The sequence below is a fragment of the Streptomyces sp. KL116D genome (genome assembly GCF_030766975.1).
In the GTDB taxonomy this organism is placed as follows: domain Bacteria; phylum Actinomycetota; class Actinomycetes; order Streptomycetales; family Streptomycetaceae; genus Streptomyces; species Streptomyces longispororuber_A.
Window position 1 is genome coordinate 42,090 of record NZ_JASERH010000149.1, and the last position, 17,424, is coordinate 59,513.

1 protein-coding gene is annotated in these 17,424 nt (G+C 74.6%); it reads left to right on the forward strand.

The genetic code is table 11. From position 1 onward, the window contains the following. Positions 1–26 precede the first annotated feature (26 nt). A complete protein-coding gene (locus tag RBJ77_RS58685) occupies positions 27–17,411 on the forward strand; it encodes a type I polyketide synthase (protein ID WP_372352421.1) in 17,385 nt (5,794 codons plus the stop codon). Positions 17,412–17,424 lie beyond the last annotated feature (13 nt).

Here is a 17,424-nt window from a genome sequence, read left to right on the forward strand (position 1 = left end):
TTCCTTCCGAAAGGACTTGCGGTCCAGTGCGCAGCGACCTCATCAAGCCACTTCCCGTCACCCTCCTGGAGAACGCGGCGCGTTTCCCCGACAAGGTCGCCTTCGCGGACGACCGGCGGGCGGTCACCTACGGGGACCTGGCGGCACGGACCCGCAATCTGGCCGGACACCTGGCCCACCTCGGCGTCGAGCGCGGTGACCGCGTCGCCATCTGCCTCGGCAACACCGTGGCCACCGTGGAGAGTTACCTGGCGATCGTGCGGGCCGGTGCCATCGGGGTGCCGCTCAACCCCGCGTCGGCCACGGCCGAACTGGAGTACCTCCTCGCCGACAGCGGCGCCGTGCTCGTCATCACCGACGCCGCACGGGCGCGGCGACTGCGGGCCGCGCCCGGGGTGGCGCCCGGGACCGTGCTGCTCGTGACCGGTGACGTACCGGCGGACCTGCTGCTCGGCGCAGGGACGGACGGGACGTCCGACGGGGGGAGCGGCGGGGCGGGGGTGCACGCGTACGACGTGCTGGCCGGCACCGAGCCGGCCGTGCCCGCCAGGGACGACCTCGGCCTCGACGACGTGGCCTGGATGTTCTACACGTCGGGGACGACCGGGCGGCCCAAGGGCGTCCTGTCGACGCAGCGCAACTGCCTGTGGTCCGTCGCCTCCTGCTACGTACCGGTTCCCGGCCTCACGGAGCAGGACCGGGTGCTGTGGCCGCTGCCGCTCTTCCACAGCCTGTCGCACATCGCGTGCGTGCTGTCCGTCACCGTCACCGGTGCCACCGCCCGGCTCATGGACGGCAGTTCCGCCGAGGACGTCATGCGGGTGCTCGGCGAGGACGGCACGACCTTCCTGGCCGGGGTCCCCACCACGTACCACCACCTGGTGAGCGCCGCCCGGCAGCACGGCTTCCGGGCGCCGGACCTGCGCGTCGGCCTGGTCGGCGGCGCCGTCACCGGCTCCGGCCTGCACCGCGACGTCGAGGAGACCTTCGGGGTCCCGCTGGTCGACGCCTACGGCAGCACCGAGACCTGCGGTGCCATCACGATCAACCCGCCGGACGGCGCCCGCGTGGACGGGTCCTGCGGCCTGCCCGTGCCGGGTGTCGGCGTCCGCGTCGTCGACCCGGCCACGGGGACCGACGTCCCGGCGGGGGAGGAGGGGGAGGTCTGGGTCAGCGGGCCGAACGTCATGGTCGGTTACCACGGCAGCCCCGAGGCGACCGCCGAGGCGATGCGGGACGGCTGGTTCAGGACCGGCGACCTGGCCCGGCGCGACGACGCCGGGTACTTCACCATCTGCGGACGGATCAAGGAACTCGTCATCCGGGGCGGCGAGAACATCCACCCCGAAGAGGTCGAGGCGGTCCTGCGCACCGTCGACGGGGTCGCGGACGCCGCGGTCGCCGGAGCACCGCACGACACGCTCGGCGAGGTCCCCGTCGCGTACGTGATCGCCGGTCCCGACGGGTTCGACCCCGCCGAACTCGTCGACCGCTGCCGCGAGCGGCTGTCCGCGTACAAGGTGCCGGAGCGGATCCACGAGGTCACGGCCATTCCCCGGACCGCGTCGGGCAAGACCAAGCGGCGGCTGCTCGCCGGGCAGCCGAACCGTCTGCGGTACGCGGCGAGCGGGCACCACGACGCGCTGCTGCACGTCGAGTGGGTCCCGGCACCGGACTCGGTTGCGGCCCCGGCCCCGTTGCCGGTCGTGGCTGTCGTCGGGTCGGGGGCGGAGGGGTTCGTCCGTGCCGTGGCAGCGGCGGACGGCTCGGTGCGTCGCTACGCGGACCTGGCAGCCGTACGTACGGCAGTGGCCGGCGGCGAGACCGTGCCGGACGTGACCGTTGTGCTGCCGCCCGTCGGTTCCGGGGCGGGTGACGCGGTCGCCGTGGGGCGGGCCAGGGCTCTGGCGCTGGCGGAGGACGTGGCGGCCTGGTCGGCCCGGCCGGAACTGGCGGCCTCCCGGCTGGTGGTCGTCACCCGGCGGGGCGTCGCGGTCGACGACCGGGACGACGACCGGGACGACGATCGGGACCGTGGTCGGGACGGCGGGCAGGATCTTGCGGAGGCTTCGCTCTGGGGCGTCGCGCGCTCCTTCCGAGTCGTCGGGCAAGCGGGGACGACCGTCCTCGACGTTCTGGACGCCGACGCGGATCTGTCCCTGGACGTCCTGGCCGCCGTGCTCGCGTCCGACGAGCCGCAGATCGCCGTGCGTTCGGGCGCCCTGCTGGTTCCCCGGCTGACGCGGCTGCCCGTGGTCGACCGGCCGCAGCCGTCGTCCGGTTCCGGAACGGGTGCGGCCGGCTTCTCCGGCACTGTCGTGGTCACCGGTGCGGACACCGCGCACGGCGCCGCGCTCGCACACCACCTGGCCACGGCACACCGGGCGACGACGCTGCTGCTCGTCAGCGGTACGGGCGGTGGGGGAGTGGCGGGCGATGCCCTGGCCTTCGCCGATACGAGTGTCATCCGGGTCGCGGCCGACGGGGCACGCCCGGAGCTCCTGCGCGAAGCCCTGGCCGACCTGCGGCACCCCGTGTCCGCGGTCGTGCACGCCGCCGACGAACCCGAACTTGCGCTGCTGCTCGACCACTTGACCGCCGGGGACGACCCGGCGGTCTTCGTCGTGGTGTCGTCCGGGGCCGCCGGCCTGCTGGGTTCCCACGACGACCCGGCCGCGGCCGCCGACGCGACGCTCTGCGACGCGGTGACGGGCAACCGTCGGCGGCGGCACCTGCCCGGCACCTTCCTGGCCTGGGACGGACAGCCGGGGAACGCCGGCGCTGCGACGCATCAGGACCTGCTCGCCGCGTTCGACGTCGCACTGACCGCCGATGTCCCGGCGCTGCTGGCCGCGTCGCCCGCCCTGCTGTTGGGCGGCACCGCGGCACCGGACGCCCACGTGCCCGCCCTCCTCCGCGACTTGGCCGGGCCGCCCGCCCGGCAGGGCGAGCCGGACGAGGCCGTCACGGCAGAGCTGCGGGAGGGGCTCTCCGCCCTGGACGAGCGTGCGCAACTGGCGCTCCTGGAAGACCTGATCCGTACCCTGGCCGCCGACGTGCTCGGCCAGGCGGGACCCGAACTCGTCCCCGCCGATCGGGCCTTCCGCGACCTGGGTTTCACGTCGGTGACCATCGTGCTGCTGCGCAACCGGCTCCTGGAACGGACCGGACTGCGGCTGCCCACCACGGCCGCCTTCGACCACCCCACGCCGGCCGCCCTGGCCGCGTTCCTGCGGTCCGAGATCCTCCGGGACCCCGACGCGGCACCGGCCACCGAGCCGGTCACGGTCAGGACCGCCGCCGACCCCGACCCCGACGAACCCCTCGCCATCGTGGGCATGGCCTGCCGCCTGCCGGGCGGCGTCACGGGCCCCGAGGACCTGTGGCGCCTGGTCCGTGACGGCGTCGACGCCGTCACGGACTTCCCCGACGACCGCGGCTGGGACCTGGAGGCCCTCTACCACCCGGATCCGGACCACGCGGGCACCTCGTACACGAACCAGGGCGGCTTCCTGGAGGGCGCCGGACTCTTCGACCCGGGCTTCTTCGGGATCTCCCCGCGCGAGGCGCTCGCCATGGACCCGCAGCAGCGGCTCCTCCTGGAGACCTCGTGGGAGGCCCTGGAAGGCGCGGGAGTCGACCCGGTCTCGCTGAAGGGCGCCGACGTCGGCGTGTTCACCGGACTCTTCGCCCACGGGTACGGCACGGGTGCGGGCACGTCGGAGACGGAAGGGTTCGCGACCACCGGGCTGGCGTCGAGCGTGGCGTCGGGCCGGGTCTCGTACGTCCTCGGCCTCGAGGGTCCGGCCGTGTCGGTGGACACGGCGTGCTCGTCGTCGCTGGTCGCGATGCACCTGGCCGCGCAGGCGCTGCGGCAGGGCGAGTGCTCGATGGCGCTCGCCGGCGGTGCGACGGTGATGGCGACGCCGGACGACTTCGTGGAGTTCTCCCGGCAGCGGGCGTTGTCCGCCGACGGGCGGTGCAAGGCGTTCGCCGCGGCGGCCGACGGCACGGGCTGGGCCGAGGGCGTGGGCGTCGTCGTCCTGGAACGCCTGTCGGTGGCGCGCGAGCGCGGCCACCAGGTCCTTGCGGTGCTGCGCGGCTCCGCCGTCAACCAGGACGGCGCGTCCAATGGTCTGACCGCGCCGAACGGGCCTTCGCAGCAGCGGGTCATCAGGCGCGCGCTGGCCGGCGCGGGGCTCTCGACGGCTGACGTCGACGTGGTCGAGGCGCACGGTACGGGCACGGCGCTCGGCGACCCGATCGAGGCGCAGGCGCTCATCGCCACGTACGGCCAGGGGCGTCCTGCCGAACGGCCTTTGTGGCTGGGCTCGTTGAAGTCGAACATCGGGCACGCGCAGGCCGCCGCCGGTGTCGCCGGTGTGATCAAGATGGTGCAGGCACTGCGGCGCGAGACACTGCCGGCGACCTTGCACGTGGACGCGCCGACGGCGGAGGTGGACTGGTCCGCGGGCGCGGTGGAGTTGCTGACCGAGGCGCGCGAGTGGCCGCGCACGGACCGGCCCCGCCGGGCCGGGGTGTCCTCGTTCGGTGTGAGCGGGACGAACGCCCACCTGATCCTGGAGGAGGCGCCTGCCGAGGAGGAGCCCGAGCCTGTCGCGGGTCCGGGTCCGGGTCCGGGTCCGGGTCCGGATGCGGGTGGCGTGGTGCCGTTGGTGGTGTCTGCGCGGAGCACCGCTTCCCTGGCGGGGCAGGCCGAGCGCCTCGCCGCCTTCGTGGAGTCCGGTGCGGGTGGGGTGGGCGCGGTGCCGTTGGCGGCGCTGGCCGGGTCCCTGGTCTCCCGTCGGGCCCTGCTTGCCGATCGTGCGGTCGTGGTGGCCGGGTCGGGGGAGGAGGCGCTGGCCGGGCTGCGGGCGTTGGCTCGCGGCGAGAGCGCGGCTGGGGTCGTCTCCGGGCCTGGGACTGGGTCTGGTTCTGGTGCGCCGGGCAAGGTCGTGTGGGTGTTCCCCGGTCAGGGGTCCCAATGGGTGGGCATGGGGCGGGAGTTGATCGACTCGTCGCCGGTGTTCGCGGAGCGGATCGCCGAGTGTGCGGTTGCGCTTGAGCCGTATGTCGACTGGTCACTGGTGGACGTGCTGCGCGGGGAGGCGGCTTCCGAGCTGCTGGAGCGCGTGGATGTGGTCCAGCCCGCGAGTTTCGCCGTGAATGTGGCCCTGGCCGCGGTCTGGGGCTCGCTCGGGGTGCGTCCCGATGCGGTGCTGGGTCACTCGCAGGGTGAGATCGCTGCGGCGTGTGTGTCCGGGGCGTTGTCGCTGGAGGATGCGGCGCGGGTGGTGGCGTTGCGGAGTCAGGCGATCGCCGCCGACCTCGCCGGTCGCGGTGGCATGGCCTCGGTCGCGCTGAGCGAGAGCGAGGCGGTCGACCGTCTCGCACGCTGGGCGGACCGGGTGGAGGTCGCGGCGGTCAACGGCCCGAGCTCCGTGGTCGTCGCGGGTGACGCCGAAGCGCTCGACGAGGCGCTTGTCGCCCTGACGGCCGATGGTGTCCGGGTGCGCCGGGTTGCGGTGGACTACGCGTCCCACAGCCGCCACGTCGAGGACATCGAGGCCACTCTGGCCGAGACCTTGTCCGGCATCGAGGCCCAGGCCCCCGCCATCCCCTTCTACTCGACCGTGACCAGCGGCTGGGTGGAGGACGCGGGTGTTCTCAACGGCGGCTACTGGTACGGGAATCTGCGCGGTCAGGTGAAGTTCGGCCCGGCCGTCACCGACCTCATCGCGCAGGGCCACGGCACCTTCGTCGAGATCAGCGCCCACCCCGTCCTCGTACAACCGATCACCGAGACCGCCTTCGAAGCCGAGGCGGACCTGGTCGTGACCGGCTCCCTGCGCCGCGAGGATGGCGGCCTGCGCCGGCTGCTGGCCTCCGCCGCCGAACTCTTCGTCCGCGGCATCCCGGTCGACTGGACGGGCACCCTGCCCGCCGCAACCACCGGAGCCACAGCGGCGCGCGTCGACCTCCCCACCTACGCCTTCGACCACCAGCACTACTGGCTCCAGAACACCGCCCCCGCCGGCGACGCCACCTCCCTCGGGCTTGCCGGGACCGATCACCCGCTGCTCGGCGCCGTGGTCGGCATGCCGGACTCGGGTGGCGTCATGGCCACGTCGAGGTGGTCGCTCAGGTCGCATCCTTGGCTCGCCGACCACGTCGTGGCCGATGCCGTCGTCGTGCCGAACGCCGCACTCGTCGAGCTCGCCATTCGGCTCGGCGACCTGACCGCCGCGCCCCGCCTGGACGAGCTGACCGTTGAGACGCCCGTGGTGCTGACGCTGCGGGGGAGCCGTGCCGTTCAGGTCGCCGTGGGCGGGCCGGACGACAGGGGCAGGCGCACGGTCGAGGTGTACTCGCGGGCCGCGGACGCCCCGTTGGACGCGGAGTGGACCCGGCACGCGCACGGCGTGCTGGCGCCGGCCGCCGACCGGGGGACACCCGTGGACCCGGAGCCGGGTTCTGACAGTGGCACCGACGTCGCGCTGGACGGAGCCGCGCTGCGCGACGCCGACCGCTACGGCATGCACCCGTCCCTGCTCGACGCCGCCGTCCGCACGGTCGTCCCGGGCGGCATGCTCCCGTCCGTGTGGCACGGCGTGTCCCTGCTCGCGTCGGGCGCCGACACCGTGCGCGTACACCGGGGGGAGCCGTCGGACGACGGCACGGAGGCGCTTCTGCTGGCCGATGCCACCGGGCGACCCGTCATGACCGTCGAGGGGGTGCGCGGAACGCCGTTCGTGCCCGAACAGGCCGGGATCGTCGGCGCGTTGCCGCACGACTCGCTGTTCCGGGTCGACTGGACGGAGGTGCCGCTTCCCGCCGTGGACGGTGCCGGTTCTCTCGACGCGCTCGGCGTGGTGTCCGTCGCGAACGGCGAGGACGTGGCCGCCGCGGCCGCCGCCGCGGAAGAGGGCGCTCCGAGTGTTCTGCTCTACGAGGCGCCGACCGGGCCGGGCGCGGGCGACACCCGTGCGGTGGTCGGTGCCGCCCTCGCCGTCATGCAGGCCTGGCTCGCCGCACCCGGCCTGGAGTCGACCCGGCTGGCCGTGGTCACCCATGACCGCGACGGGCTCGACGCGGCCGCGGTGTGGGGACTCGTACGGTCGGCACAGTCGGAGCATCCGGGCCGGATCGTCCTGGTGGACCTCGACGACGACTCCCGGTCCGCCCTGCCGGCCGTGCTCCAGAGCGAGGAGCCGCAGCTGAGGGTGCGCGCCGGCGTCGCGGAGGTGCCGCGCCTCGTGCGGGTGCGCGGCACGTCTCCCGCACCAGGCACGGCCGGCACGGCCAGCACTGCCGGTACGGCTCCCGCGCGCCCGCTCGACACCGAAGGCACCGTACTGATCACCGGCGGCACCGGAACCCTCGGCGCGCTCACCGCCCGCCACCTGGTCACGGCACACGGCGTCCGTCACCTGGTCCTGGCCGGACGGCGGGGCGGCGCCGAGGAGTTGCGCGACGAGCTGACCTCGCTCGGCGCGTCCGTCACCGTCGCCGCCTGCGACGCGGCGGACCGCGACCAGCTGGCAGCCCTGCTGCGCGCGATACCCGCCGAGCATCCGCTGACCGCAGTCGTGCACACCGCGGGCGTTCTGGACGACGGGGTGCTGACCGAGCTCACCGCGGAACGGGTCGACACGGTGCTGCGGCCCAAGACGGACGCCGCGCTGCACCTGCACGAACTGACCCGGGACCTGGACCTCGCCGCGTTCGTGCTGTTCTCCTCGGCGGCGGGCGTCCTCGGCAACCCCGGGCAGGCCAACTACGCGGCGGCCAACGCCTCCTTGGACGCGCTGGCCCGGCAGCGGCACCGGCTCGGCCTGCCGGCCGTGTCCCTCGCCTGGGGCTACTGGTCGACGGTCAGCGCCATGACCGAGCACCTGGGCGCCGCCGACCTGCGCCGCAACCAGCGCATCGGCATGAGCGGCCTCACCGCCGCCGAGGGCATGGCGCTCCTGGACGCCGCCCTGAGCACCCATCAGGGCGTGGACGGCACGCTGGTCGCTGCGAAGCTCGACGTCACGGCCCTGCGCGCCACCGCGGCCGAGGGAACGGTACCGGCGCTGCTGCGCGGTCTCGCCCCGACGGCACGGCCGGTGGCGAGGGCCGTCACCTCGTCCGGGCCCGCCGGAGTGGGGGAGCGGCTCGCCGCGCTGAGCGGTGACGAGCAGACCGAGGCGCTGGTCGACCTGGTGCGGACGCACGTCGCCGAGGTCCTCGGGCACGGATCCGCGACCGCCGTCCGCGCGGATCGCACGTTCAAGGACGCCGGATTCGACTCGCTGACCGCGGTGGAACTGCGCAACCGGCTGGTCGCCGCGACCGGGCTCACGCTCTCGCCTGCCGTGGTCTTCGACTATCCGAAGCCGGTGCTGCTCGCCGGACATCTGCGGACCAAGCTCTTCGGTGATACGTCGCTGAGTACGGCACCCCGTACGGAGGCCGCCGCGCCGGACGCCGATGCCGCAGGTGTTGCCGGCACAGAGGACGAACCGATCGCGATCGTGGCGATGGCCTGCCGCTTCCCCGCCGGGGTGCACAGCCCGGAGGACCTGTGGCGGGTGGTGGCCGACGGCGTCGACGCCGTCACCGAGTTCCCCGACGACCGGGGCTGGGACACCGACCGGCTCTTCGACCCGGACCCCGACCACGCGGGCACCACCTACGTTCGCCACGGCGCGTTCCTCGACGACGCCGCCGGATTCGACGCCGCCTTCTTCGGGATCTCGCCGAACGAGGCCCTCGCCATGGACCCGCAGCAGCGCCTCCTCCTGGAGACGTCGTGGGAGGCCTTCGAGCGGGCCGGGATCGACCCGACTTCTCTGGCGGGACAGGACATCGGCGTGTTCGCCGGCGTCAACAGCCACGACTACAGCGTGCGCCTGCACCAGGCGTCCGGCGTCGAGGGCTTCCGGCTCACCGGCAGTTCGGGCAGCGTCACCTCGGGCCGCATCGCCTACCACCTCGGCCTTGAGGGCCCCGCCCTCACCGTGGACACGGCCTGCTCCTCCTCGCTGGTGGCCCTGCACCTGGCGGCGCAGGCGCTCAACCGCGGCGAGTGCACCATGGCGCTGGCCGGCGGTGTGATGGTGATGGGCAGCGTCGAGACGTTCGTCGAGTTCTCCCGGCAGCGCGGCCTCGCCCCCGACGGGCGGTGCAAGGCGTTCGCGGACGGCGCGGACGGCACCGGCTGGTCCGAGGGCGCGGGACTCCTCCTGGTGGAGAAGCTCTCCGACGCCCGCCGCCGCGGCCACCAGGTCCTCGCGGTGGTACGCGGCTCCGCCGTCAACCAGGACGGCGCGTCGAACGGCCTGACCGCCCCCAACGGCCCCTCGCAGCAGCGCGTCATCCGCAAGGCCCTGTCGCACGCCGGACTGTCGACGGCGGACGTCGACGCGGTCGAGGCGCACGGCACCGGCACCGTCCTCGGCGACCCGATCGAGGCGGAGGCGCTGCTCGCCACGTACGGGCAGGGCCGGGACCCGCGCGAGCCGTTGTGGCTGGGCTCGGTGAAGTCGAACATCGGGCACACCCAGGGCGCGGCCGGCGTCGCCGGCGTGATCAAGATGGTCATGGCGATGCGGCACGGCGTCCTGCCCCGGACGCTGCACGTGGACCGGCCGTCGACCAGCATCGACTGGTCGTCGGGCGCCGTGGAACTGCTCACCGAGGCCCGCGGCTGGCCGCGGGGCACCCAGCCGCGCCGGGCCGCCGTCTCCTCCTTCGGTATCGGCGGCACCAACGCGCACGTCATCCTCGAAGAGGCCCCCGAAGTCCCCGAAGTCCCCGAAGTCTCCGACGCCTCGGCTCCCGCCGCACCGCACCCGACGACCGGCGCCCCCGTCCTCGTACCGCTTTCGGCGAGGACGGCGGCCGCGCTGCGCGGTCAGGCCGAGCGGCTGTCCGGCTTCCTCGACGAGCGTCCCGGGGCCCGCCTCGACGACGTCGCCCACGCGCTGGCCACCGCCCGCGCCCGACTCGACCACCGGGCCGTCGTGGTGGCGACCGACGCCGCACGGCTGCGCACCGGCCTCACCGACCTCGCGGCGGGCACCGCGAACCCCGCCGTCGTCACCGGCACCCTGGCCCACGGAACCCCGGCCGACGGCAAGCTGGCCGTCCTCTTCACCGGGCAGGGCAGTCAGTGGGCCGGCATGGGACGCGGGCTCGCCGACGCCTTCCCGGTCTTCGCGGACGCCTTCGACGCGGCCTGCGCCGCCCTGGACGCCGAACTGGCCGGGCACGCGGAACACCCGCTGCGCGACGTCGTGTTCGCCGCGCCCGGCACGCCCGAGGCCGCGCTGCTCGACCGGACGCTCTACACCCAGACCGGCCTGTTCGCCCTGGAGACCGCGCTGTTCCGGCTCTTCGAGTCCTGGGGCGTACGACCCGACCTGCTCGCCGGGCACTCGATCGGCGAGCTCACCGCCGCGCACGTGTCCGGGGTCCTCGACCTCGACCAGGCCGCACGGCTCGTCGCCGCGCGCGGCCGGTTGATGCAGGCGCTGCCCGAGGGCGGCGCGATGGTCGCCGTGCAGGCCACCGAGGCCGACGTGGCGGCGCTGCTCGGCCGGTCCGGGGGAGAGGGGGGAGCGGGGGGAGAGGTGTGCGTCGCGGCGGTCAACGGCCCCGACGCGCTGGTCCTGTCCGGCACCGAGGACGCCGTGCTCGCCGTCGCCGCCGAACTGGCCGGCCGCGGTCACAAGACGCGGAGGCTCACCGTCAGCCACGCCTTCCACTCGTCGCTGATGGAGCCGATGCTCGACGAGTTCCGCACGGTCGCGGAGCGCCTGACGTACCGGCCGGGCCGGATCCCGGTCGTCTCCACCCTGACCGGTGAGCCGGCCGGGGACGGGCACCTGTCCACGCCCGGCTACTGGGTCGACCAGGTGCGGCACGCGGTCCGGTTCGGCGACGCCGTCGCCGCGCTCGGCGACCAGGGCGCCACCACCTACCTCGAACTGGGCCCCGGCGGCGTCCTGGCCGCCCTCGCCCTCGCCGCGCCCGGCGTCCGGGAGCAGGACTGCGTCGCCACCCTCCGCAAGGACGGCACCGAACCGGCCGACGTCATGACGGCCCTCGCCCAGCTGCACGTGCGCGGCACGGCCGTGGACTGGCCCGCCGTCCTCGGCCACCGGACCACCACCGCGACCACCACCACCGCGACCACCACCACCGCGACCACCACCACCGCGACCGCGACGGTGACCGCGACCGAGCTGCCCACGTACGCGTTCCAGCACCAGCGGTACTGGGTCGAGACCGACACCGCGGCGGCGGGCGGCGCCGAGGCCCTGGGCGCCGTGAGCGCCGGGCATCCGCTGCTGGGCACCGTCGTCGAGGTCCCCGGCGACGGCGGCGTCGTCCTCACCGGACGGCTGACGCCGCGCAGCCGTGGTCTGTTCACCGCCACCGGCCGGGTGCCGGCCGCCGCGCTGCTGGAGATGCTGGTCAGGGCGGGCGACGAGGTGGGCTGCGGAGGCGTCGAACAGGTCGCCGTCGAGGCGCCGTTGACGGTCCCGGCCCGCGGCCGGACCGAGATCCGGGTCGCGGTCGACGCGCCGGGCCCGGACGGGCGCCGCCGCGCCACTGTCCACGGCCGCGTCTCCGACGAGGAGCCCGGGACCGACCGCCCCTGGACGTGCCACGCCCGCGCCCTCCTCGTCCCCGGGATGCCGCAGCCGGCCTTCGACCTGCGCACCTGGCCACCGACCACCGGCCCTGCCACCGACCCTGTCACCGGCCCCACCACCGCCCCCACCCTCGATGCCGACGGCCGGACTCTCGCCGAGATCGCGCTGCCCGAGGAACTGGCCGACGAGGCGGGGGAGTTCACCCTGCACCCCGTCCTCCTCGACAGCGCCCTGCGCGCACTGACCACCGCATCCGGCGGCGCCGAGCCGCGCGACCTGTCCGAGTGCGCCGCCCTGACGGTGTACGCGCAGGGCGCCGCCGCACTGCGCGTCCGGGTCACCCCGGTGGACGGCGGGCGTCGTCATCTCGTCGAGCTGGCCGACCACGCCGGTGAGCCCGTCGCCGTACTGGGCCCGCTGAGCCTGGGCGGCGTACGGGGAGAGACCACCGGCACCCCGCACCGGACCACGGCCCCCGCGCCCGCCCCCACCCGGCGCGTCGTCACCCGAGGCGACGGCGCGGGCGGGGCCTTCGCCGCACGGCTGACCGGCCGCCCGGTCGCCGAGCAGCTCGCCGTGGTCATGGACCTCGTCCGGGAGAGCGTCGCGGCCGTGCTCGGTCACCGTGAGGGCGACGGCTTCGAGTTCGATGCAGCCCAGCCCTTCAAGAGCTTCGGCTTCGACTCGCTCGGCGGGGTCAAGCTCCGCAACCGCCTGCACGACTTCACCGGCGTCGACCTGCCCGCTACCCTCGTCTTCGACTACCCCACCCCGGACGGCCTCGCCCACCACCTGTGGGCCGAACTCCTGGGCGTGGAACCGGACGTGCCGGGCGCGGACCCGGCGGTGACGGCCTCGGACGAGCCGATCGCGATCGTCGCCATGAGCACCCGGCTGCCGGGCGGCGCCGACAGCCCCGAGGAACTGTGGAACCTCGTCATGGAGGGGCGGGACGCGATCTCCGGCTTCCCGGTCGACCGCGACTGGGACCTGGACGCCCTCTACGACCCGGACCCGGATCACGCGGGTACCTCGTACACGCGCCAGGGCGGGTTCCTGCACGAGGCCGCGCAGTTCGACGCCACCCTGTTCGGGATCTCGCCGCGCGAGGCCCTCGCGATGGATCCGCAGCAGCGGCTCCTCCTGGAGACCTCGTGGGAGGCCCTGGAGCGGGCCGGCGTCGACCCCCAGTCCACCCGGGGCAGCGACATCGGCGTCTTCACCGGCATCGTCCACCACGACTACGTGTCCCGGCTCCGCCAGGTGCCCGAGGACGTCCAGGGTTATCTGATGACGGGCACGGCGGCCAGCGTCGCGTCGGGCCGCGTCTCGTACGTCTTCGGCTTCGAGGGCCCGGCCGTCACCGTGGACACGGCGTGCTCGTCGTCCCTGGTGGCCATCCACCTCGCCGCGCAGTCGCTGCGTCAGGGCGAGTGCTCGATGGCGCTCGCCGGCGGCGCGACCGTGATGGCGAGCCCCGACGCCTTCCTCGAATTCTCGCGTCAGCGGGGCCTGTCCGCCGACGGCCGCTGCAAGGCGTTCTCGTCGACGGCCGACGGCACCGGCTGGGCCGAGGGCGTCGGCGTCGTCGTCCTGGAACGCCTGTCGGTGGCGCGCGAGCGGGGCCACGAGGTCCTTGCGGTCCTGCGCGGCAGCGCGGTCAACCAGGACGGCGCGTCGAACGGTCTGACCGCGCCGAACGGGCCTTCGCAGCAGCGCGTCATCAGGCGCGCGCTGGCCAGTGCCGGACTGGGCCCGGCGGACGTCGACGTCGTCGAGGCGCACGGCACCGGCACGGCGCTCGGCGACCCGATCGAGGCGCAGGCGCTCATCGCCACGTACGGCAAGGACCGCGATCCCCAACAGCCGCTGCTGCTGGGCTCGTTGAAGTCGAACATCGGGCACGCGCAGGCCGCCGCCGGTGTCGCCGGTGTCATCAAGATGGTGCAGGCGCTGCGCCACGCGACCCTTCCGGCCACCTTGCACGTGGACGAGCCGACGACCCAGGTGGACTGGTCGGCGGGCGCCGTGGAACTGCTCACCGAGTCCCGGGACTGGCCGCGCGTCGACCGGCCGCGCAGGGCCGGTGTCTCGTCCTTCGGTGCGAGCGGCACGAACGCCCACCTGATCCTGGAGGAGGCGCCCGCCGCGCAGACCCCCGAGCCCGTCGCGGGTCGGGGTCCGGATGTGGGCGGCGTGGTGCCGCTCGTGATCTCGGCCCGCAGCACCGCCTCGCTGGCCGGACAGGCCGCCCGGCTCGCTGCGTACGTCGAGGAGGCCGGCCCGGCGGCGCTGCCCCGCACCGCCGCCGCGCTGCTGTCGAGCCGGGCCCTGCTCGGCGAACGCGCCGTGGTCGTCGCCGCCCGCCCCGAGGACGCCCTCACCGGGCTCCAGGCGCTGGCCCGTGGCGAGAGCGGTTCCGACGTGGTGATCGGCAGCGCCGGTTCGGGCTCGCCGGGCAAGGTCGTGTGGGTGTTCCCGGGGCAGGGCTCCCAATGGGTCGGTATGGGGCGGGAGTTGCTCGACTCGTCGCCCGTCTTCGCGGACCGGATCGCCGAGTGCGCGACCGCACTCGCTCCGTACGTCGACTGGTCGCTGGTGGACGTCCTGCGCGGCGAGGCGGCCCCGGAACTTCTCGACCGCGTGGACGTCGTCCAGCCCGCGAGCTTCTCCGTCAATGTCGCCCTGGCCGCGGTCTGGGGCTCGCTCGGGGTGCGTCCCGATGCGGTGCTGGGTCATTCGCAGGGTGAGATCGCTGCGGCGTGCGTGTCCGGGGCGCTGTCCCTGGAGGACGCGGCCCGGGTGGTCGCGCTGCGCAGCCAGGCGATCGGTGAGCGGTTGGCCGGTCGCGGGGGTATGGCGTCGGTCGCGCTGAGCGAGGGCGAGGCGGTCGGCCGTCTCGCGCGCTGGGCGGACCGGGTGGAGGTCGCGGCGGTCAACGGCCCGAGCTCCGTGGTCGTCGCCGGTGACGCCGAGGCGCTGGACGAGGCGCTCGCCTCTCTGACGGCGGACGGTATTCGCGTACGCCGCGTGGCGGTGGACTACGCCTCCCACACACGCCACGTCGAAGACATCGAGTCCACTCTCGCCGAGACCCTGTCCGGCATCGAGGCGCAAGCCCCCACCATCCCCTTCTACTCCACCGTCACCAGCGGCTGGGTGGAGGAGGCCGGAGTCCTCAACGGCGGCTACTGGTACGGGAATCTGCGCGGCCAGGTGAAGTTCGGCCCGGCCGTCGCCGACCTCATCGGCCAAGGCCACGGTGCCTTCATCGAGATCAGCGCCCATCCCGTCCTCGTACAGCCCATCACCGAGACCGCCTTCGAAGCCGAGGCGGACCTGGTCGTCACCGGATCGCTGCGCCGCGACGACGGCGGCCTGCGCCGGGTCCTCGCCTCCGCCGCCGAACTCTTCGTACGCGGCGTCCCCGTCGACTGGACCGCGACCCTGCCCGCCGCAACCCCAGCCGGGCCGACAACACCGCGCGCCGTCGACCTCCCCACCTACGCCTTCGACCGCCGGCGCTACTGGCTCCAGGAGGCCCAGGCCACCGGCGATCCCGCCGAGACGGCGGCCGAGAGCGCGGACGGTGACTTCTGGCAGGCGGTCGAGCAGGCCGACGTGGACTCCCTGTCCGCGCTCCTGGAGACGGCGTCGGACGACGAGCGCACCGCGCTCGGCGCGCTCGTCCCCGTCCTCGCGCAGTGGCGCGGCAGGCGGCGCGAGCAGTCGTCCGTCGAGAAGCTGCGCTACCACGTCACCTGGCAGCCACTGCCCCGCGAGAGCGGCGGGGTGCCCGGCGGGCGCTGGCTGGTCGTCGTGCCGTCCGAGCGCCCGGCGGACACCGGCACCGGGATCGACGCGCTCCTCGACGAGCTGGCCGCTCAGGGGTTCGGCATGGTCCGTGTCGAGGTCGCCGAAGAGGACCGTACGCGGGAGCGGCTCGTCGAGCGGCTCGGCGGGGTGCTCGCCGAGCACGACGTGACGGGGGTGCTGTCGCTGCTCGCCCTGGACGAGCGGACGGCGGGCGGCCCGCAGAACCCGCTCGCCGTGACCGCCTCGACGCTGGCCCTGGTGCAGGCACTGGCCGACACCAATGTCACCCAGCCGCTGTGGTGCCTCACCCGCGGCGCCGTGAACACCGGCATCAACGACACCCTCACCTCGCCCGCCCAGGCGGCGCTGTGGGGCCTGGGCCGGGCGGTCGCCCTCGAACGCCTCGACCGGTGGGGCGGGTTGGTGGACCTGCCGGCGAGCACCGACGCGCGGACGGCCCGGCACCTGCTCGGCGTGCTCAACGGCGCCGACGGCGAGGACCAGCTCGCGGTCCGGCGGTCGGGCGTCTACGGCCGCCGCCTGGTCCGCAAGCCGCTGCCGGAGGCGACCTCCACCGACGGATGGCAGCCCCGTGGCACCGTCCTCGTCACCGGCGGCGCCGAGGGGCTCGGCCGGCACGTGTCGCTGTGGCTCGCGCAGGCCGGCGCCGACCGGCTCGTGATCACCACGACCACGCACGCACCCGACGACGCCGTCGCCGCACTCCGCGCCGAGCTCGCCGAGTCGGCCCCGGCGACGGGACCCGGCCCCCTGCCGACCGTCGAAGCCTGCCCGGACACCGACCGGGAGACGATCGCCCGCCTGGTCGCCCACCCGGACCACCCGCTCACCGCCGTGGTGCACGCCGCCGACATCACCCGGACCGGCTCCGTCGACGACACGGGACCGGCCGACCTCGCCGAGGTGTTCGCGGCGAAGGTCGACAACGCCCTGTGGCTCGACGGGCAGTTCGAGGACACGCCGCTCGACGCGTTCGTGGTGTTCTCCTCGATCGCCGGCGTGTGGGGCGGTGGCGGCCAGGGGCCGTCCGGTGCGGCCAACGCCGTCCTGGACGCCCTCGTCGAGTGGCGCCGGGCCCGCGGCCTGCGGGCGACGTCGCTCGCCTGGGGCGCGCTCGACCAGATCGGCGTCGGCATGGACGAGGCGGCGCTGGCCCAGCTGCGCCGCCGCGGAGTGCTCCCCATGGCGCCGCGTCCCGCGGTGACCGCGATGGTCCAGGCGGTGCGCGGCAACGAGAAGTTCGTGGCCGTGGCCGACATGGACTGGGCCGCCTTCGTCCCGGCGTTCACCTCGGTCCGCAGCAGCCCGCTGCTGGCCGATCTGCCCGAGGCGAAGGCGGTGCTGCAGGCGGCGCAGGCCGACAGCGAGAACAGCAGTGACGCCGCCGCGACCCTCGCGGACTCGCTGCGGGCCGTCTCGGACACCGAGCAGAACCGCATCCTGCTGCGCCTGGTGCGCAGCCACGCCTCGACGGTCCTCGGCCACGGCGGCGCCGAGGGCATCGGCCCGCGACAGGCGTTCCAGGAGGTCGGCTTCGACTCGCTGGCCGCCGTGAACCTGCGCAACAGCCTGCACAAGGCGACCGGGCTGCGGCTGCCCGCGACGCTGATCTTCGACTACCCCACCCCGGAGGCGCTGGTCGGCCATCTGCGCGCCGAACTCCTCCGGGAGGACGCGGAGGACGGGCCGGACGCGCGCGAGGACGACCTCAGGCGGGTCCTGGCGTCCGTCCCGTTCGCCCGGTTCAAGGACGCCGGTGTCCTGGACGCCCTCCTCGGACTCGCCGACACCGACGGCGAAGGCGACGGGCCGGCCGGCGCCGACGGCACCGGCGAGGGTGCCGACGGGGCGGCCGGTGACGAGGACCTGATCGACGAACTGGACGTTGCCGGTCTGGTGCAACGGGCTTTGGGCAAGACGAGCTGACCGTGATGGTGAA